Raw genomic sequence first — 19,037 nt, forward strand, 5'->3', positions numbered from 1 at the left:
GCACAATAAACCAGAGATTTATCGAATTCTGGAAGGGTTATCCAAAATGCGACCATAACAGGATGCACCAGGTAATCACGGCGACGATAATCGCGATCAGTACCGCAGCGGACCCCATATCTTTAGCGCGTCCGGAAAGCTCATGGTATTCAGAGCCAATTCGGTCAACCACGGCTTCAATGGCACTATTGAGAATTTCCACAATCATCACCAGCATGACGGAGCTGATAAGCAGCACGCGAGTAATCGCGTCCACATCCAGCCAGCAGGCGATGACCACCGCCAACAATACCGCTACGCCTTCCTGACGGAATGCCGCTTCGTTGATCCATGCCGCGCGTAACCCCTTCCAGGAATAGCCAGCAGCTTTGATAATTCGAGTGAATCCAGTGGTATTATTGGCCATTGAAAGAACCTTTTTACATTATGAGCGTCAATATCAGTGTACCGTTAAATCCGATGATTCGGGTTTGCGTAACGCCGCGCGAAACATGAGCGGATACCACAGAATTTCCCATGAGTTTCTGCTATCCTTGCCGCGCATTTGCATTATTAACCAGAGGCTTTACATCGTTTATGTCCGGCTGGCCACGAATTTACTACAAATTACTGAATTTACCATTAAGCATCCTGGTAAAAAGCAAGTCTATTCCGGCAGATCCTGCCCCGGAACTGGGACTGGATACCTCTCGTCCAATTATGTACGTTTTACCGTACAACTCGAAAGCAGATTTGCTGACGTTGCGCGCCCAGTGTCTGGCACATGACCTGCCTGACCCCTTAGAGCCGCTGGAGATTGACGGCACGCTACTGCCGCGCTATGTGTTCATTCACGGCGGGCCGCGTGTTTTCACCTATTACACACCGAAAGAAGAGTCCATTAAGCTGTTCCACGACTATCTTGATTTGCATCGTAGCAATCCAAATCTGGATGTGCAGATGGTGCCAGTATCGGTGATGTTCGGTCGCGCGCCTGGGCGGGAAAAAGGTGAAGTGAACCCACCGCTGCGTATGCTAAATGGCGTGCAGAAATTTTTCGCCGTACTGTGGCTCGGTCGCGACAGTTTTGTGCGTTTCTCACCGTCAGTTTCTCTGCGCCGCATGGCCGATGAACACGGCACGGATAAAACTATCGCGCAGAAACTGGCGCGCGTGGCACGTATGCACTTTGCTCGTCAGCGTCTGGCTGCCGTAGGTCCACGTCTTCCTGCCCGTCAGGATCTGTTTAATAAGCTGCTCGCCTCCCGCGCCATTGCCAAAGCGGTAGAAGATGAAGCGCGCAGCAAAAAAATCTCCCATGAAAAAGCGCAGCAGAACGCCATTGCACTGATGGAAGAGATTGCGGCGAATTTCTCTTACGAGATGATTCGCCTGACTGACCGTATTCTGGGCTTCACCTGGAACCGACTTTATCAGGGCATTAACGTCCATAACGCTGAGCGCGTTCGCCAGCTGGCTCATGACGGTCATGAGCTGGTATATGTGCCTTGCCACCGCAGTCACATGGACTACCTGCTGCTTTCTTACGTGCTCTATCACCAGGGGCTGGTGCCACCGCATATCGCCGCCGGGATCAACCTGAACTTCTGGCCTGCCGGGCCGATTTTCCGCCGTCTGGGTGCGTTCTTCATTCGCCGTACTTTTAAAGGCAATAAACTCTACTCCACCGTTTTCCGTGAGTATCTCGGCGAACTGTTCAGCCGTGGTTATTCCGTCGAGTACTTTGTAGAAGGCGGTCGTTCCCGTACGGGGCGTTTGCTTGACCCGAAAACCGGTACACTGTCGATGACCATTCAGGCGATGCTGCGTGGCGGTACGCGTCCGATTACGTTGATTCCGATCTATATCGGGTATGAGCATGTCATGGAAGTGGGTACTTACGCCAAAGAACTGCGCGGTGCGACGAAAGAGAAAGAGAGTTTGCCGCAGATGCTGCGCGGGTTAAGCAAGCTACGTAATCTCGGTCAGGGTTACGTCAACTTCGGTGAACCAATGCCGTTGATGACCTACCTTAACCAGCATGTACCTGACTGGCGTGAATCTATCGATCCCATCGAAGCGGTGCGTCCGGCCTGGTTAACGCCGACGGTCAATAATATTGCTGCCGATCTGATGGTACGCATTAACAACGCAGGCGCGGCAAACGCCATGAACCTGTGCTGTACTGCGCTTCTGGCGTCACGTCAGCGCTCACTCACCCGCGAGCAGTTAACCGAGCAACTCAACTGCTACCTGGATCTGATGCGCAATGTACCTTACTCCACGGACTCTACTGTTCCTTCAGCCAGCGCCAGCGAGCTTATCGATCACGCGCTGCAAATGAACAAGTTTGAAGTCGAGAAAGACACTATCGGCGACATCATCATTCTGCCGCGCGAACAAGCAGTGTTGATGACCTACTATCGCAATAACATTGCGCATATGTTGGTGCTGCCTTCGTTGATGGCGGCAATTGTCACCCAGCATCGCCACATCTCCCGTGACGTATTGATGGAGCACGTCAATGTGCTTTACCCCATGCTGAAAGCGGAGCTGTTCCTGCGTTGGGATCGCGACGAGTTGCCGGGCGTTATTGATGCGCTGGCAAATGAGATGCAGCGCCAGGGACTGATTACCCTGCAAGATAATGAATTGCATATCAACCCGGCGCATTCTCGCACGCTACAGCTGCTGGCCGCAGGCGCGCGCGAAACGCTGCAACGTTATGCCATCACCTTCTGGCTGTTGAGCGCCAACCCGTCGATCAACCGCGGTACGCTGGAGAAAGAGAGCCGCACCGTCGCGCAACGTCTCTCCGTGCTGCACGGTATCAATGCGCCGGAGTTCTTCGACAAGGCGGTGTTCAGTTCTCTGGTGCTGACACTGCGTGATGAAGGGTATATCAGCGATAGCGGCGACGCCGAACCGGCAGAAACGATGAAGGTGTATCAGTTGTTGGCGGAGTTGATTACATCAGACGTGCGTTTGACGATTGAGAGTGCGACGCAGGGCGAAGGGTAATCAGTGAGAATTGCCGGATGCGGCGCAAACGCCTTATTCGGCCTACCATGATCTGCAAATTCAATAAATTGCGATATGTTGTGTAGGCCTGAGAAGCGCAGCGCATCAGCCAGCCCAGAAGAAAGCCGGATGATCATCCGGCTTTTTTACATCATCAGAAATGCCAGTAACTCATTGCCAGCCCTAAAAACAGCACCAGGCCAACATAGTTATTATTCATAAATGCCTTAAAGCAGGCTTCTCGCTCACGGTTGGCAATCAGTTTTTGTTGATAAACAAACAGCGCGCCAGCCACCAGAATTGACCAGTAATATCCCCAGCCTAAGCCATTTAACTCACCGATGATCGCCATCAGCGCCAGTACGCCAATCTGCAAAATACCAATAATCAATTTATCGTATTGGCCGAACAGGATTGCGGTGGATTTAATGCCAATCTTCACATCATCATCGCGGTCAACCATCGCATACTGCGTGTCGTAAGCCACCGCCCAGAGAATATTGGCGAGGAACATTAACCAGCAACTCAACGGCACCGACTCACTCACAGCGGCAAAAGCCATTGGAATCGACCAGCCAAACGCCGCCCCCAGCACCACTTGCGGTAGATGGGTATACCGCTTCATAAACGGGTACACCCACGCCAGCGCCAGCGCGGCAATCGACAACAGAATGGTCATCGTATTTAGCGTCAGCACCAGTAAAAACGAAATCAGTACCAGCACGACAAACAGCGCGCGCGCCTCTTTCTCTGTTACCGCGCCGCTGGGAAGTGGTCGGTTCGCCGTGCGCTTAACATGACCATCGAACTTGCGGTCAGCATAATCATTCACAACACATCCGGCAGCGCGCATCAGCCAGACACCCGCGACAAACACCGCCAGGATCCAGAGCTGGGGAACGCCCGGTGTCGCCACCCACAACGCCCATAATGTTGGCCAGAGCAGCAGTAACGCGCCAATTGGCTTATCCGTACGCATTAAGCGATGAAACGCCAGCAGCTTATTCTGCGTCAGACTCCACTCCATATTTTTTTCCTCTTAGTACAACGGTGACGCCGGTAAAAACAGTTCGGTTAGCAACAGCGGTTTACCGCTTAATCGCAGGCGGGAACGTCGCCCCCACAGTCCGGCATCACGGCCTATCTCAATAAAGTCCCGGGTTAATGTCGATGATGTGAACAGATAGCGCCCTAACGGCGTTTTACCCAATTTTTGTAACGCCAGCTCCGGCCCGCTTAACGTTGACTCAGGAACGACGGTACGACCGGCAAGCCACGGTTCACCATCGGCACATAACAAAATTTCACGTAACCAGTAACGGGACTCTTTCGGCAACAATGGCAGTTCTTCGTGGATTTCATTCTGCCCGACAAACCCTTCGCGGATCATCGTCACGCTCACTGTTTTTCCCTGCTGCTCAAAACGTTTCGTCATGGAATCTTCCAGCAACAACCAGTCGAGCAGTTGCGGATCCAGGGAAGGGATCTCTGTAAAATAGCGCAGCGCACGCAGTTGCGTTAACGCGGGGTGTGACATGCCGAACTCTCCGTTACATAACGTAAAGGCATTGTATCGCAGAAAAGTGTTTACGGGAGATGTATAGCAAATTAAGTGATCTAATGCGCAACAAAAACGCAACAATCGCATGAAGTGATAAAACGCTGTTGAACCTTACGCTTGCCGATGCCCGTGCTGGCAAGAGCAACCATAGGGGCATCACCGCCCGGGATGCCAGGAATGGTGATGTTTTCCTTTACTTAACACCTTTATTCTTTTTATGGATAGCTCGCCAACTTGCAGTAAAAATTGGGAAAAGCGCATGTTCATCATGAGATGTGGAGCCGAAAAGTGTTTCCGGAGTAATATTAACAGGCAGCATTTCATGTCTGGATTTAAAGATATAGGGGGATTTCCAATGGGTATCTTTTGTAGGATTCAACATATCATGTAAGCGCTGGGAGCTTACCACCATAACTGGCCCATCATCGACAGAGGAAAACAGGATAAAGATATTGTCGTTTTGTGTTAATTGCTTGGCGTTAAATGTTCTTAAATAATCGTCAACTTCTTTAAATACAGGTGATATATTATCACTGCGTATCCACTCTTTATAAAGATACCAGGCATTTTCTCTGATAATCTCATCCGATGATCGTAGAGCCTGATCGATAAGTTGGATAAAAAAATTATTATTTTGATCAATCAACCATTTATTCACACGAAATCTATTAATGAAAGTATTCATCTGTGTGACATCAAATTTCACCTTACTAAAACGATGTTGACGCATAAAAATATCGAACTTATCATCTTCATCATGATATAAATAGCTACGTATAATTGGATTGCTCACATAAGGATAATGACTAAATGTGTTTTTCATATTCTCAATAAAGTTTTTATTAACAATATTAAGAATTTTTAATTGTATCACCAGTTTGACTGCCAGAACGGATTTTAATTTCACTGCATTATCAGGCAACGTATTAATCATTTGGATAATGCCATTGATATAACCATCAAGATCTTCATTACCAAATATATCTGAGTAATCAATCGTTAATGCCAATTTCTCTGTAATGCAGTCTTTAAAATTCCCTGTCGACATTCGCACATGATCAAACATAACAGCTGTCAGATTCGATTTAATAAATGATATTTCTTTGGTAGAAAGAAATTCTGCTCTGGTGAAGTGCGAAGCATAAAGATAACAATTATCGAAGTTTGAATTTTTAATCTGACATTCGCGAAAATTACTATGACCAAGTTGACTCTGCGAGAAGTCAACGGTATCAAGAATATTTTGGCTAAAATCAACACATTCGCCACTCGTTTTGAGAAAAATCACATTGTGTAAACGTCGACATTTAAATATGACATTATTAACTGTTGCCTTAGTAAAATTGCAATTCTCAATTTCTTTACATTCGAAAGTTGCATGTTGTAGATTTGACGATAAAAAAGATACCTCCGAAATAACGTCACCTTTAAAATGGCAACTTGTTAAATCCAAATCAGACAGGTCGATATACCCCTGCGCATCTTTATCCATCAGAAAATCACAAGCACATTCTATTTTTTCATTTCTATAAAATTTTACGCTTATAATATCATTACTGATTGAGACTTCACGAAACATATTTATTGAATGCTTTTTTTCGTTCCGTTGTTTTATATTTAAAAATATATTGCTGATATAAATAAAATTTTCTCGATTTAACCCTGGTACCCCATTGAAATTACGTAGTAAATCAAGATCTAATTTATTATTTCCTTGCACCACATCATGTTTCATCAAAGAGTTATTGCCGCCAGAATTTGTGATATGACCTATCATAAAACCTCTGTATTACAGAAATAAAATAACCTGGAAAAGTAGCCTGAGCGTCCAGACACTACCGGGGATAGGAAAAGAATCTCTGATATGGCATTGAGATAATGCACATTCTTAGTGAAGAAGAAGCGAAGTACTATAAAAAATCGCTCATATCCCAGGAAATAAGCATAAAAAAAGGTGCGCCAGGAGACGCACCAGTTGTTGCAAAATCAGCACTGTGGGGCGTAATTACCCCTTGCCTTTTACACTGCTGATAAAGGTGGAACGGGCAGATGTCGACCCCAGGCGTTCAGCTTCATCAAGCAGTTTTAACGCCTTATCAACATCACCTTTCGCGACAGCGTTTTTGATCGCGGTATTAAAATAACTTTCCGTGTCGTTGAGCATCGGCTCGCTTTTCTTCACCGGTGCCGGAGCGGGTGCAGCCACAGCTGGTGCCGCCGTGTTGCCTACCGTAACCGGAGCTGGAGCGGAAGAACCAAATAGAGGCCCCACCAACACGCTGGAACTGGAGTTCGTTTTCACTTTCAGTTTCAGTAAGCCATCGGTGGTATGACGAGCAACCGGATCGGGAATATCCGGGATCGAGTTACCGACGCCTTTGGCATAGGCTTTTGCCGGGTCGAACAGTTGGGTCGTCTGCTGGAGATCTTTTTCCGTGGTAAAGACCAGTACATAAAGTTTCTGCTGCCCCAACGCCGGTGTCAGGCGCATAACGCCTTCCAGACGGTCTGCGCTCATCACGCCAGGTTCCTGGTAGGTGAAATAACTGCTGGGGAAAAAGGCTGATGGGGTCATGTTCTGATCAAGAATCAGCACGTTGGGCGCAAATACGCTAGTTTGTTTGTTCACTTCGCTGGTCAGCGTTAGGGTCAGTTCGCCAATGTTTGCCGGGACGCTGTACGCAGCAACCGGACCACTGATGCCGGGAACGTTCAGTTGTTGGCCACCGGTCGCCAGTTGGGTGGTCTGGGTTTTCGATTGATCGACCGGTGTCCAGGTGAGTTGTTGCAGCGCGGCAGATGGAATGGCTGGCGCGTCGCTGGTGTTTTGCGGTACGTAGTTAACATCGGCAAGGCTGATTCCAGGCGCGCTTGCCAGCAACCCTGCTGATAAACAGAGGGCGATGAGACTTTTATTCATTTTCATTGTTTTCACCTCAAAATCTGGAGTTCAGCGGTAGCCAGGCAATAGCGCGCCAAACCCGATAATCAGAGGGGCTTTCGCCCCTTTCAGATAATGACAACCTGTTTTTATGCCGGATGCGGCGTAAACGCCTTATCCGGCCTACATTTGACAGCCGTTGTAGGCCTGATAAGACGCGCAAGCGTCGCATCAGGCGCTGATTGCCGGAAGCGGCGCGAACGCCTTATCCGGCCCAGGTTTTGCTATTACCACCAGATTTCCATCTGAGCACCGAAGGTCCACTCGTCGCTGTCGCCACGTCCGAAGCTGCCGCCGTTGAAATCAGCTGGAACAGCTTTGCCGTAGTATGGGTTGGTTGAAGAGCTACCGTTGTAGTCATAACCCCATTTCTCATCCCACTTGGCGTAGGTTGCGAAGACACGAATAGCCGGGCGTGACCAGATGCTGTCGCCAGCTTGCCATTGTTGTGCGAGGGTAATTTTGTACTGATTGTTCTTGTCACCAGTGCGCTGGGATTCGACGTTGTCGTAGCCGATTTCCATCACGGTGCTCATGATTGGCGTCCACTTGTACATCGGGCGAATACCGACGGTCCACCATTTGGTGCCGTTGTCGTTATCCCAGTTGATATCCTGGTACATACCCACGTACATCATGTCCCAGTTGTCGCCCATGGAGATCGCACCATGGTCGAGGATACGCAGCATGTGACCGTTGTTATTGATATTGTAGGCAAATTTTTCGTTATCAAACGCAACGCCAGAACCCTGCGACAGACCTTTACCCTGTGAGGTCATCGAGTCAGTAGCGTACTGAACAACAAACTTGTTAAAGCCCTTCAGGACACTCTGAGTATGTTCTGCAGTGAATAACCAGCCATCTTTCGATGCACCATCAACCAGACGATAGTTATCACGCAGATTGGCACGACCGTAGTCGACACCCAGCTCTAACGTGCCGCCCGGGTTGATTTCCATCTGCGCTAAACGTACGTCGAATACATCGTTCGCGGTTTCGTTGGTATAGTCATAAATATTATTGCTGGCGAAAGAGGAAGAACCACCAGCTTCAGAGGAACGGGTTGCTGCCAGAGAGAGTTTACCAAACCCAACATCGATGTTTTCCAGACCGGCACCAGGACCAGAAATATCCCAGTAGTAGAAGTCGATCATATGAACGTCATGACGTTGGTAGAAACGCTTACCTGCCCAGATGGTGGAGCCTGGCAGCCATTCAATCAGGTTTTTACCCTGCACGTTTGCTTCACGGAAGGCTGGATCGGTAGCTTCCCAGTCATTTTGTTGTGCGACGGAATAGGCCACGTTAGTGTCGAAATAAAAGCTCTTATCGCCCTCTTTCCACACTTCCTGACCCAATTTTAATTCAGCATAAGTTTCACATTCGTTGCCAAGACGGTATTTACTTTGAGCACCGGTAGTCTGGAAACACTGTTGTTCGCCGCCGCTACCTGTCCAGCCAATACCGGAACGTGCATAGCCGTGGAAATCAACAGCCATTGCCTGAGCAGACATTACGCCCGCTGCGACGGCAACCGCCAGAGGAAGTTTGCGCAGAGTAATCATCATTCTATCTCCTGAGTCATTGCTTTTCTTTTTTCACATCACCTGTGACAGGCTTTGTGTGTTTTGTGGGGTGCTTAAACGCCCGGCTCCTTATGCAGTCGACGACATGCAGTGCCATCCTCACGGAACAGATGGCAACGCTCTGGCGGCAGGCCGATAGCGAATGTGGCACCTTCTTCTACCAACACCACGTCGTTCTGGCGGTACACCAGGTTTTGACGAATGGAAGGGATCTGGATATGGATTTGAGTTTCGTTGCCGAGCTGCTCGACGACCTGAACTTCACCCTCAAGGATGACGTCAGCGATATCACTCGGCAGTAGATGTTCCGGGCGAATCCCCAGCGACATATTGGCTCCAACCTGGACATCACGGCTTTCAACCGGCAGCCAAACTTGCTGACGATTCGGCATCGGCAGTTCCACCTGCACTTGATCGATTGCGGTGGCGGTCACTTTTACCGGCAGGAAGTTCATCTTTGGCGAACCGATGAATCCGGCGACAAAGCGGTCTGCCGGATAGTGGTACAGCTCCAGCGGTTTCCCAACCTGCGCCACGCGACCGGCGTCCAGCACCACGATTTTGTCGGCCAGCGTCATCGCTTCGACCTGATCGTGGGTGACGTAAATCATTGTGCGGCCCAGGCGTTTATGCAGGCGGGAGATTTCGATACGCATTTGCACACGCAGTGCAGCATCGAGATTGGAGAGCGGTTCATCGAGCAAAAATACGCTTGGCTCGGCCACCAGCGTACGGCCAATCGCCACACGCTGACGCTGACCACCGGAGAGCGCTTTCGGTTTGCGATCCAGCAAATGCGCCAGTTGCAGCACTTCCGCCACCTGGTTGACGCGTTGGTTAATCACCTCTTTTTTTGCGCCTGCCAGTTTCAGGCCAAATGACATGTTTTCTGCTACTGACAGGTGGGGATAGAGCGCGTAAGACTGGAACACCATACCAACGCCGCGTTCTGCTGGCGGTGTGTCATTCATCCGTTTCTCACCGATGAACAGGTCGCCGCTGGTGATCGTCTCAAGCCCGGCAATCATGCGTAGTAAAGTCGATTTACCGCAGCCAGACGGTCCGACAAACACCACGAATTCACCTTCATGGATATCGAGATTGATATCTTTCGATACCACGACCTCGCCCCAGGCTTTCGTTACATTTTGCAGCTGTACGCTCGCCATGCCCTTCTCCCTTTGTTACAACCTGTCATCGACAGCAACATTCATGATGGGCTGACTATGCGTCATCAGAAGATGGCTTAAATCCTCCACCCCCTGGCTTTTTTATGGGGGAGGAGGCGGGAGGATGAGAACGCGGCTTCTGTGAACTAACCCGAGACCATGTAAGGAATTTCGTGAAGTTGCTTGCAAAAATCGTGGCGATTTTATGTGCGCATCTCCACATTACCGCCAATTCTGTAACAGAGATCACACAAAGCAACGGAGGGGCGTAGGGGCAAGGAGGATGGAAAGAGGTTGCCGTATAAAGAAACTAGAGTCCGTTTAGGTGTTTTCACGAGCACTTCACCAACAAGGACCATAGATTATGAAAATAAAAACAGGTGCACGCATCCTCGCATTATCCGCATTAACGACGATGATGTTTTCCGCCTCGGCTCTCGCCAAAATCGAAGAAGGTAAACTGGTAATCTGGATTAACGGCGACAAAGGCTACAACGGCCTCGCTGAAGTCGGTAAGAAATTCGAGAAAGATACCGGAATTAAAGTCACCGTTGAGCATCCGGATAAACTGGAAGAGAAATTCCCTCAGGTTGCGGCAACTGGCGATGGCCCTGACATTATCTTCTGGGCGCACGACCGCTTTGGTGGCTATGCTCAATCTGGCCTGTTGGCTGAAATCACCCCAGACAAAGCGTTCCAGGACAAGCTGTATCCGTTTACCTGGGATGCCGTACGTTACAACGGCAAGCTGATTGCTTACCCAATTTCTGTCGAAGCGTTATCGCTGATTTATAACAAAGATCTGCTGCCGAACCCGCCAAAAACATGGGAAGAGATCCCAGCGCTGGATAAAGAACTGAAAGCGAAAGGTAAGAGCGCGCTAATGTTCAACCTGCAAGAACCGTACTTCACCTGGCCGCTGATTGCTGCTGACGGGGGTTATGCGTTCAAGTACGAAAACGGCAAGTACGACATTAAAGACGTGGGCGTGGATAACGCTGGCGCGAAAGCGGGTCTGACCTTCCTGGTTGACCTGATTAAAAACAAACACATGAATGCGGACACCGATTACTCCATCGCAGAAGCCGCCTTTAATAAAGGCGAAACAGCGATGACCATCAACGGCCCGTGGGCATGGTCCAACATCGACACCAGCAAAGTGAATTATGGTGTAACGGTACTGCCGACCTTTAAGGGCCAGCCATCCAAACCGTTCGTGGGCGTACTGAGCGCGGGTATTAACGCCGCCAGTCCGAACAAAGAGCTGGCGAAAGAGTTCCTCGAAAACTATCTGCTGACTGACGAAGGCCTGGAAGCGGTTAATAAAGATAAACCGCTGGGTGCAGTAGCGCTGAAGTCCTATCAGGATGAACTTGCGAAAGATCCTCGTATTGCCGCCACCATGAATAACGCTCAGAAAGGTGAAATTATGCCGAATATCCCGCAGATGTCCGCTTTCTGGTATGCCGTGCGTACTGCCGTGATCAACGCCGCCAGCGGTCGTCAGACTGTGGATGCAGCGCTGAAAGATGCACAGACTCGTATCACCAAGTAATGCAGTGAAATGCCGGATGCGGCGTAAACGCCTTATCCGGCCTACAAAACCGAAACGTATGTAGGCCTGATAAGACGCGTCAGCGTCGCATCAGGCAGTTGTTGTCGGATAAGGCGTAAATGCTTTATCTGTCCTGGAATGAGGAAGAACCCCATGGATGTCATTAAAAAGAAACATTGGTGGCAAAGCGACGCGCTGAAATGGTCAGTGTTAGGTCTGCTCGGCCTGCTGGTGGGTTACCTTGTTGTTTTAATGTACGCACAAGGGGAATACCTGTTCGCCATTACCACGCTGATATTGAGTTCAGCGGGGCTCTATATTTTCGCCAATCGTAAAGCCTACGCCTGGCGCTATGTCTATCCGGGTATGGCTGGGATGGGGCTATTCGTCCTTTTCCCTCTGGTCTGCACCATCGCCATTGCCTTCACCAACTACAGCAGCACTAACCAGCTGACTTTTGAACGTGCGCAGGAAGTATTGTTAGATCGCTCCTGGCAAGCAGGCAAAACCTATAACTTTGGTCTTTACCCGGCGGGCGATGAGTGGCAACTGGCGCTCAGCGACGGCGAAACTGGCAAAAATTACCTCTCCGACGCGTTTAAATTTGGCGGCGAGCAAAAACTGCAACTAAAAGAAACAGCCGCCCAGCCTGAAGGCGAGCGCGCGAATCTGCGTGTGATTACCCAGAATCGTCAGGCACTGAGTGACATTACTGCCATTCTGCCGGATGGTAACAAAGTGATGATGAGCTCCCTGCGCCAGTTTTCTGGCACGCAGCCGCTCTACACACTCGACGGTGACGGCACGCTGACGAATAACCAGAGCGGTGTGAAATATCGGCCGAATAACCAAATTGGTTTTTACCAGTCCATTACCGCCGACGGCAACTGGGGCGATGAAAAGTTAAGCCCCGGTTACACCGTGACCACCGGCTGGAAAAACTTTACCCGCGTCTTCACCGACGAAGGCATTCAGAAACCGTTCCTCGCCATTTTCGTCTGGACCGTGGTGTTCTCGCTAATCACCGTCTTTTTAACAGTGGCAGTCGGCATGGTTCTGGCGTGTCTGGTGCAGTGGGAAGCGTTGCGCGGCAAAGCGGTCTATCGTGTCCTGCTGATTCTGCCCTACGCGGTGCCATCGTTTATTTCAATCTTGATTTTCAAAGGGTTGTTTAACCAGAGCTTCGGTGAAATCAACATGATGTTGAGCGCGCTATTTGGCGTGAAGCCTGCCTGGTTTAGCGATCCGACCACTGCCCGCACGATGCTGATTATCGTCAACACCTGGCTGGGTTATCCGTACATGATGATCCTCTGCATGGGCTTGTTGAAAGCGATTCCGGACGATCTGTATGAAGCCTCAGCAATGGATGGCGCAGGTCCATTCCAGAACTTCTTTAAAATTACGCTGCCGCTGCTGATTAAACCGCTCACACCGCTAATGATCGCCAGCTTCGCCTTTAACTTTAACAACTTCGTGCTGATTCAACTGTTAACTAACGGCGGCCCGGATCGTCTTGGCACTACCACGCCAGCCGGTTATACCGACCTGCTCGTTAACTACACCTACCGCATCGCCTTTGAAGGCGGCGGTGGTCAGGACTTCGGTCTGGCGGCGGCAATTGCCACGCTGATCTTCCTGCTGGTGGGTGCGCTGGCGATCGTCAACCTGAAAGCCACGCGAATGAAGTTTGATTAAGGGAGATAACAAAAATGGCAATGGTCCAACCGAAATCGCAAAAAGCACGTTTGTTTATTACTCATCTGCTACTGCTACTTTTTATCGCGGCGATTATGTTCCCGCTGCTGATGGTCGTCGCTATCTCTCTGCGTCAGGGGAACTTCGCGACTGGTAGCCTGATCCCGGAACAAATCTCCTGGGATCACTGGAAACTGGCGTTAGGTTTTAGCGTTGAACAGGCTGATGGGCGCATTACGCCACCGCCGTTCCCGGTACTGCTGTGGCTGTGGAACTCAGTAAAGGTCGCCGGAATTTCTGCGATTGGCATTGTTGCGCTATCCACCACCTGCGCCTACGCTTTCGCCCGTATGCGCTTTCCTGGTAAAGCGACACTGCTGAAAGGCATGCTGATTTTCCAGATGTTCCCGGCGGTGCTTTCACTGGTAGCGTTGTATGCGTTATTTGATCGTTTGGGTGAGTACATTCCATTCATCGGCCTGAATACTCACGGCGGCGTAATCTTCGCGTACCTGGGGGGGATTGCGCTGCATGTCTGGACCATCAAAGGCTATTTCGAAACCATCGACAGTTCGCTGGAAGAAGCGGCGGCGCTGGATGGTGCAACACCGTGGCAGGCCTTCCGCCTTGTCCTGTTGCCGCTGTCAGTGCCGATTCTGGCGGTGGTGTTCATCCTGTCGTTTATCGCTGCCATTACTGAAGTTCCGGTCGCGTCGTTGTTACTGCGTGACGTAAACAGCTACACCCTGGCCGTGGGAATGCAGCAATACCTCAACCCGCAAAACTACCTGTGGGGTGACTTTGCCGCCGCTGCCGTGATGTCTGCATTACCGATCACCATCGTCTTCTTGCTGGCTCAACGCTGGCTGGTCAACGGACTGACGGCAGGTGGTGTGAAAGGTTAAAGATGTTGTTCTGCCAATGTTATGCCGCTACACCCTCAACTTACGTTATCCCAACTTGTGACTGTTATTCGGCGCTCTATGGAGCGCCTTTTTTTACTCCCGCTTCAGCCGTTTCGAATTACACAGCCATAAGGTGATCACCAGTAGCAGGATCGCTGCCGAGTAGATCAACACATCCAGTGGTGATTTATGATCGACGATGATCAAGCGCACAATGGCGGTGATCCCGATATAGACAAAGTAACGCAAGGGAAAGTGAAAACCGGACTGAAAGTACTTCACAATCAACGCGATAAATTCGAAATAGAGAAAGTAAACCACCAGCCCTTCCACCAGCTCATATTTGCTGGCTTGTTCTGGCGCGAACAGCACATCAGCCAGATGCACCGTTTCTTTGCCGAGGAAGACAACCAAAATCAGGCCGAGACACAACAGGCCAAGATTGAGAACGGTCTGCAAAATGGTGGAGATAAACTCCACGCGCGGACGAGAGAGTGACGTCATAGCAGTACCTCCATCACAGTGGCGAGCTTCCTGTATAACGCAAAAATGTGACGGAGATCTATATTTTTTGTGTATGTTTTGTTCAGATCGATTAAATGGGCATCTCCCAACCAACGCCGGATGCGGCGTGAACGCCTTATCCGTCCTACCCGTAGGCCGGATAAGCCGCGCCTGGCGGCGCATCCGGCAAGACAAACCGCACCATAGCCTGTAATGCAAAAATCACCCATTCAGGTGATTCCCAGCCACCAGCAATGCGCGAAAAATCAACAATGTTCCTCTGGAACAAATGAAACGTAACCTGATAAAGGTGGTAAAAATGAAGCCTTATTTTGCTGCTTTGATGTTATCAGTCTCTGTCCTTCCTGCTTATGCTGGTCCGCTCGGTACTGCTGATAAAGCCGACCTACCGCAAAGCAATGTCTCCAGCCCAATGATGGCCCAGTCGCTCAGGCAACCAGACCTGCAACCAATATCGACGGACAGGAAAACAGAATGTTTTCGCCTTTACACACCAGATCGCAAACCGGGGGTGAACTGCGTTCCTGATGGCTCGACAGGCCATTAAGAATGAAGGTGCCAGTGAGTGCGAAAACTGGCACCTTTCCTCTGACTTAGCGGAAATTGACGCTTCGGTCGCTGGTCATGTCATACAACTGGAACTTACGCCCAAGTTGCTGACCACCGTCACGCGTCAGCGGCGTCCAGCCAATTGCCGCTCGGCTACGAGTCGGGCCAGACGAGAAGAGATCCAACGGTACAGAGATATACACGCCTTTGGTGAAGTCCCCTTCGCCGTACTCCTCTTTCGAAACATTCGTGATCGTGGCATACCCACCCACCACCACGCCGCTGTCAAAGCGTTTGGCTATTTCCAGCGTGCCGCCTTTATCCCCTGCCAGATACTGCCCGACGCTGGCTTTCACTAATACATCCTGAGCGAAAGATGGCGTCCAGTAGGCGGTCAAATGACCAGTTTTCACGCTGTAATCGGTGAATTTCATCATATCTTTCGCACTACGCCAGTCGCGCTGTTTAACGTAGTTAGCATCCAGACCAAACGCCCAGTTGCTATCCAGCGGGCGATACAATACTTCTGCCCCCGCGCCGCCAAACATGGTTTCGAGATAACCACCGTAGACCTGACCGTAGAAGCCGTTGCCCAGATGCTGAAAGTAGTTGGCTTGCAGGTTATTCACATAGACATCATTCTGCACATACTCACGCACATGGGTACGAACGCGCGGTAAGTGCGAGTCCTGCGGTGGATTGGTGTAATTAAACTTGTCGTAATTGTTCGCCAGGTTAGCAAACAGGCTACCGGTGGTCAGCAGATGGTCCGTCAGCCACAAATCCGCCGTTCCCATCACGCCCAACTGGTACATGTAAAAGTTTTCCGGGCCCCCGACCGACTGGTTCAGCACCGGATCGATATGGAAATCAAAGCGCGATTTGTCGATATACCAGCCCTGCTCAGTGGACGCAGGAACTACCGGCTCGACGCGTTTTTGCGCCAGCGTCGTTTCGTGGCCCAACGGCTCTCCGGCAAGATGATTTTTCAGGCTGGCGACATCGGTTTCCGTCGTCACCTGCGGCATGTTAAGGCGATTTTCTGTAACGCGGATCGTCTTGATCCCCTCCGGCAGATCGTTCATCACGATCCGATTAGCACGGATGATCCCTTCACGCGAATCACGATATTTCACCTGCTCACCGGTGACGTACAGCGTATCGCCTTTCGTCTGGATCTGCGGATCGGCCAGTCCGGCGTTGTATTTCAACAGCGTTAACTGATTCGCCACCACCGAATGCTGCAAAATGGCATCCTGTGGTTGCGGTTGATATTGCGGACGGGCGTTATCATTGTAGGACGGGCGTAGATCGTTAAAGTTGGTACGCAGCGTGACGCCAAACATAAAGGTGTTACCGCGTTCATAGCTAAGGTTAACGTCGGCCCAATCGGTAACGCGATAAATCGCCCCGACGTTAAACTTACTTTTTTGCTCCAGCTTCCCGGCAAAATCCTGCTGATAATTATTGCCTTCATACTCCAGTTTCAGACGCAGCGGCTGCCAGGGCGTCTGGTATTCCACGCCGCCAAACAGTGAGGCCGGACCGTGGAACATCTGGCTGCCGTCGATAGATCCCGCTTGTTTGTAGCTGTTATCGCGATAGCAATATTTGTCACTGGCTGAACAGAGCGGATTTTTCACGTTACCGCTGGTGCCCAGATATCCCCAGCCCAGGCCGAGCGTAAAATCGAATGGCCCCCAGGCTTTGCTGGCGACAAGATATTCCGCATCGAACAGCCCCGTACCGCCGATATCCCGCGCACCAACCGCCACCTGTGGCAGCCAGTAACTCTCTTCCCATAAACGCAGTTTGAGATCGAAGGCTTTATCTTTATACGTTTGATCACCAGAGAACGCTTCGACGCTGCTGTACTGCCGAGTGCGCACATCGGTATAACGCAGCGTTGTTTCCAACCACGGGAAGAGTTGCACCGAAGCAGAGTAATAACGGTACTGATCGTTATCGCGATAGTTCAGACTCAACTCCCCTTCCCGCGCCATGCGCGCGGTAGGTGTTTGTAATAATCCTACACCACCGAAATCCGATTGCGACGGACCAATGGGCGCAGGATATGTTTCGCCATAGCAAGCCGTGCTAATGCCCAGCGCCAGTAAACTAAGCAGATGTCTTTTTTTCATTATTGCGGTATCCGCTGCGTCAGAGTCTGAAGAATGTCGGCGTTAAGTGCATCAGGTGTCTCACTCCAGACGGAGTCCGCGAGGCCAACATAAATAATGCTGCCGGGCATCGGCTCTACGTGACGCTTGTTCCAGTAAGCCACCGGCGCTTTTTGCGTGCGTCCGTCCGGGTAAACCACCCACGCGTAGCTGCGATCCGCACCGCTGAGCAGGCTCTGGTCAGAGAGATAGCTCGCCACGTCGCGACCTGGAGTGAATGGCTGATTGCCAGGACGGCTGATAAGCCCGAATAACGTGACCGTGGACGGTGGTGGTCCGACCCACAGCGTGTAGTTGCCCTGCAACGGCGGGTTACCGCGTTCGGCAACGCGCACGATATCAGGATCAAGATTGATTTTTTGTCTGCCCGTCACCTTCAACGCCTGAATTTGCTGGCGTAAGGCGTTAATGGCGGCGGCATCGTCGGTGCTGGATTCTGAGGCCAGTTCTGCCAGCCTTGTCAGCAACGCCTGCTGCTGCCGTAATGCCGCCGCCGTTGCCAGCTCTTCGCTAATCACCGCACCGGGCCACCAACTGTTTGCGAGCCGCGGTTGACCTACCAGATCAATTAAATGCTCTGCGCCTGTCAGCGTTTTGGCCTCATTGCTGCCATTACTGAACACTTTGACGGTGCCTGCCGCAAAGACCGATGACGCTCCCACGCTCATAATCAACGCAGCAATAGTTTGTTTAATCATTGTTTTGCCGCCTTGATGAGAGTGGTTTTCACCGGGAAATAATCCGCGCCGAGATACTGTTCCGACTGGCGAATTTGCCCTTCGCTGTCGATCCAATAGCGGTTATGCCAGCGTGCCTGGTCGGTGGAGACTTCTTCGTCCAGCACACGAACCGGAGTTTCATCGCTACCGACTTTGACGGTATCGGTGCCATCCCATTTGAAAACCGAGCGTGCGGTGGCGTAGCGCACCTGCTGGTACTCGGTCCAGCCCATCGTGCGCGTCCAGGTTGCGCCATCAACAATTTGTGCGGGTTTTATCAGCGGGTCGGCGGCAAGGTTATTCACTTCAATCAGGTTGTCGCCGCCAAGCAAAGTCTTCACCAGACGACCATGTTGTGTGACGAGAGTGGCCTGATCCTGAGTGACCCATTTTTGTTGTCCATCTTCAGCGAAGGCCAGCACCACAAATAACTGCGGCCCGCCATTAAGCTGCATATACTGGCTGGCATAGGGCATATTTTGAATATCATCGTCCGTCAGCTGTACGCCTGGCGTACCGAACAGACTGTCCCACAGTGAATTGCCCAGCTCTTTAGTCGTGGCTGAACAGGCCTGTAATAGCAGGCAGATAAGAATGAGTGCAGGTCGCTTCACGACTCTTCTCCAGAGGGGCAGAATAACCACACCGG

General features: G+C 50.8%; 17 protein-coding genes. 5 read left to right on the forward strand and 12 right to left on the reverse strand.

Translation table 11 applies throughout. The features are described from left to right. Nucleotides 1-37: 37 nt before the first annotated feature. On the reverse strand, nucleotides 38-406 hold the full coding sequence (gene dgkA / locus HEN33_RS12320) for a diacylglycerol kinase (RefSeq protein WP_000002907.1): 369 nt from the start codon (nucleotides 404-406) through the stop codon (nucleotides 38-40). A gap of 170 nt (nucleotides 407-576) precedes the next feature. On the opposite strand from dgkA, the gene plsB reads away from it, so the two are divergent. Then, complete coding sequence (plsB, locus tag HEN33_RS12325) at nucleotides 577-3,000, forward strand: glycerol-3-phosphate 1-O-acyltransferase PlsB (protein WP_105277369.1); 2,424 nt, start codon at nucleotides 577-579, stop codon at nucleotides 2,998-3,000. Between the two features lie 154 nt (nucleotides 3,001-3,154). Here plsB and ubiA read toward each other — a convergent pair whose 3' ends face one another. From ubiA to malK, 6 genes are all read right to left on the reverse strand, one after another. Beyond that, nucleotides 3,155-4,027, reverse strand: a complete 873-nt coding sequence (gene ubiA, locus HEN33_RS12330) for a 4-hydroxybenzoate octaprenyltransferase (RefSeq protein WP_000455227.1) — start codon at nucleotides 4,025-4,027, stop codon at nucleotides 3,155-3,157. 12 nt (nucleotides 4,028-4,039) lie between these two features. Beyond that, complete coding sequence (gene ubiC, locus HEN33_RS12335; protein ID WP_001353542.1) at nucleotides 4,040-4,537, reverse strand: chorismate lyase; 498 nt, start codon at nucleotides 4,535-4,537, stop codon at nucleotides 4,040-4,042. Nucleotides 4,538-4,754: 217 nt separating this feature from the next. Beyond that, complete coding sequence (locus tag HEN33_RS12340) at nucleotides 4,755-6,338, reverse strand: SopA family protein (RefSeq protein WP_183083433.1); 1,584 nt, start codon at nucleotides 6,336-6,338, stop codon at nucleotides 4,755-4,757. 228 nt (nucleotides 6,339-6,566) lie between these two features. Continuing rightward, entirely contained in the window at nucleotides 6,567-7,487 is a 921-nt protein-coding gene (gene malM / locus HEN33_RS12345) for a maltose operon protein MalM (RefSeq protein WP_176262506.1), read from the reverse strand. A gap of 242 nt (nucleotides 7,488-7,729) precedes the next feature. After that, entirely contained in the window at nucleotides 7,730-9,070 is a 1,341-nt protein-coding gene (gene lamB / locus HEN33_RS12350) for a maltoporin LamB (RefSeq protein WP_000973662.1), read from the reverse strand. Nucleotides 9,071-9,141: 71 nt separating this feature from the next. Further along, a complete protein-coding gene (gene malK, locus HEN33_RS12355) occupies nucleotides 9,142-10,257 on the reverse strand; it encodes a maltose/maltodextrin ABC transporter ATP-binding protein MalK (RefSeq protein ID WP_000179165.1) in 1,116 nt (371 codons plus the stop codon). 364 nt (nucleotides 10,258-10,621) lie between these two features. Here malK and malE point away from each other — a divergent pair, with 364 nt between their 5' ends. The 3 genes from malE (at nucleotide 10,622) to malG (ending at nucleotide 14,415) form a co-directional block, all read left to right on the forward strand. Beyond that, entirely contained in the window at nucleotides 10,622-11,812 is a 1,191-nt protein-coding gene (gene malE / locus HEN33_RS12360; RefSeq protein ID WP_176262505.1) for a maltose/maltodextrin ABC transporter substrate-binding protein MalE, read from the forward strand. A gap of 153 nt (nucleotides 11,813-11,965) precedes the next feature. Further along, nucleotides 11,966-13,510, forward strand: a complete 1,545-nt coding sequence (gene malF, locus HEN33_RS12365) for a maltose ABC transporter permease MalF (RefSeq protein WP_001353545.1) — start codon at nucleotides 11,966-11,968, stop codon at nucleotides 13,508-13,510. Nucleotides 13,511-13,524: 14 nt separating this feature from the next. Next, complete coding sequence (gene malG, locus HEN33_RS12370; protein ID WP_001252058.1) at nucleotides 13,525-14,415, forward strand: maltose ABC transporter permease MalG; 891 nt, start codon at nucleotides 13,525-13,527, stop codon at nucleotides 14,413-14,415. A gap of 93 nt (nucleotides 14,416-14,508) precedes the next feature. On the opposite strand, the gene psiE is transcribed toward malG, so the two are convergent. Both psiE and HEN33_RS12380 read right to left on the reverse strand, forming a co-directional pair. Then, complete coding sequence (psiE, locus tag HEN33_RS12375) at nucleotides 14,509-14,919, reverse strand: phosphate-starvation-inducible protein PsiE (RefSeq protein WP_000202899.1); 411 nt, start codon at nucleotides 14,917-14,919, stop codon at nucleotides 14,509-14,511. A gap of 145 nt (nucleotides 14,920-15,064) precedes the next feature. After that, nucleotides 15,065-15,208 carry a hypothetical protein gene (locus HEN33_RS12380; protein WP_000487760.1) on the reverse strand — a complete coding sequence of 48 codons (144 nt, stop codon included), beginning with the start codon at nucleotides 15,206-15,208 and terminating at the stop codon, nucleotides 15,065-15,067. On the opposite strand from HEN33_RS12380, the gene HEN33_RS12385 reads away from it, so the two are divergent. Continuing rightward, nucleotides 15,209-15,487, forward strand: coding sequence for a periplasmic protein (locus HEN33_RS12385; RefSeq protein ID WP_001295279.1), 279 nt, complete (start codon nucleotides 15,209-15,211; stop codon nucleotides 15,485-15,487). Nucleotides 15,488-15,533: 46 nt separating this feature from the next. Here HEN33_RS12385 and HEN33_RS12390 read toward each other — a convergent pair whose 3' ends face one another. The 3 genes from HEN33_RS12390 to HEN33_RS12400 are packed head-to-tail and all read right to left on the reverse strand — an operon-like array spanning nucleotide 15,534 to nucleotide 19,002. Further along, nucleotides 15,534-17,630: a YjbH domain-containing protein gene (locus HEN33_RS12390; protein ID WP_032304285.1), complete on the reverse strand. Its 2,097-nt coding sequence runs from the start codon at nucleotides 17,628-17,630 to the stop codon at nucleotides 15,534-15,536. Further along, nucleotides 17,630-18,367: a capsule biosynthesis GfcC family protein gene (locus HEN33_RS12395; protein WP_032304283.1), complete on the reverse strand. Its 738-nt coding sequence runs from the start codon at nucleotides 18,365-18,367 to the stop codon at nucleotides 17,630-17,632. The genes HEN33_RS12390 and HEN33_RS12395 overlap by 1 nt, the downstream gene beginning before the upstream one ends. After that, the gene (locus HEN33_RS12400; protein ID WP_001296632.1) at nucleotides 18,364-19,002 is read right to left on the reverse strand and encodes a YjbF family lipoprotein; all 639 of its coding nucleotides are present in this window, start codon (nucleotides 19,000-19,002) and stop codon (nucleotides 18,364-18,366) included. The genes HEN33_RS12395 and HEN33_RS12400 overlap by 4 nt, the downstream gene beginning before the upstream one ends. Nucleotides 19,003-19,037 lie beyond the last annotated feature (35 nt).

The organism is Escherichia sp. 94.0001 (assembly GCF_013369155.2).
GTDB classification, from domain to species: Bacteria; Pseudomonadota; Gammaproteobacteria; order Enterobacterales; family Enterobacteriaceae; genus Escherichia; species Escherichia coli_F.